General features: G+C 44.2%; 2 protein-coding genes and 1 tRNA gene. All 3 read left to right on the top strand.

The features are described 5' to 3' along the window. Positions 1-24: 24 nt before the first annotated feature. Positions 25-110: transfer RNA gene (locus A3738_RS14310), tRNA-Leu, on the top strand. A gap of 251 nt (positions 111-361) precedes the next feature. Beyond that, on the top strand, positions 362-868 hold the full coding sequence (gene rimP, locus A3738_RS14315; protein WP_068478046.1) for a ribosome maturation factor RimP: 507 nt from the start codon (positions 362-364) through the stop codon (positions 866-868). 26 nt (positions 869-894) lie between these two features. Further along, on the top strand, positions 895-1,187 hold a 293-nt coding region (locus A3738_RS14320; protein ID WP_304440105.1), incomplete at its 3' end, for a NusA N-terminal domain-containing protein.

Genomic DNA, 1,187 nt, shown 5'->3' on the forward strand with positions numbered 1-1,187 from the left:
TAATTGAGTTAATCAATTGAGTATGCCGATGTGGTGGAATTGGTAGACACGCCATCTTGAGGGGGTGGTGAGCTATGCTCGTGACGGTTCAAATCCGTCCATCGGCACCAATAATAAAAAAGCCCGCACTTGTACGAGTACGGGCTTTTTGTTTTATGTTGACCCTTGCTGTATAGCTGCCTATAATGCCGCCAGTATTTGGAGCGGCTCAGAATTTCTGAGTTTGGGCTATACGCCAGTTGAGGCTCTCCTTACAGCAGTTTTGTAAAGAGCCCCTCATTGTAGGGGCTTTTTTGTACTGATGGGCTTTATGCCCATTTTTTGTTTCTGCAACAATGAAAACGAACCCATTGGAGGCGTAGTGGCAGCTAAAAAACAGCTACTAAATGACATTATTAAGCCGGTCGTAGAAGGGCTAGGTTATGAGTGTTGGGGCATTGATTTCTTGTCTCAAGGTAAGCACTCAATGTTGCGAATTTATATAGAAAGTCTTGAAACGCCAGAGAGCTCGGAAGTGGGCGAAGATGGTAAAGAACGTGAGAGCGGTATTGAGCTAGGGGATTGCGAAAAAGTAAGTCGCCAATTGAGTGCCGTGCTTGACGTTGAAGACCCTATTGCAGGTGATTACACCCTTGAGGTGTCTTCTCCGGGAATGGATCGCGCATTATATGAACTTGCGCATTATGAAAGGTTTAAAGGCCATCAAGTTGCATTGAAGTTAAGAATGCCATTTGAAGGTCGACGAAAGTTCAACGGCTTGATTAAAGGCGTTGAAGGGAATGATGTGGTGATTCAGGTGGATCAAGAAGAATACTTGTTCCCAGTTGAAGGCATTGAGAAAGCGAATATCGTACCGCAATTTGATTGATTAGGATTATTGGAGCAAACGACGCGATGAACAAAGAAATTCTGCTGGTTGTTGAGGCGGTCTCAAACGAAAAGGGCGTTGACAAAGAAGTCATTTTCGAAGCTATTGAGTTGGCATTGGCGACAGCAACTAAAAAGCGTTATGAAGACGAGGAAGAAGCCGATATTTTAGTAAATATCGATCGCAAAACGGGTGAATACGATACTTTTCGTCGCTGGTTAGTTGTGAGCAACGATGCAGTGCCTGCTTTAGGTACTGAGCTGACTATGGAAGAAGCTGAAGAAATTGATACAGCGCTTCAACCAGGTGATATTCACAC

It is taken from the genome of Oleiphilus sp. HI0066, assembly GCF_001635725.1.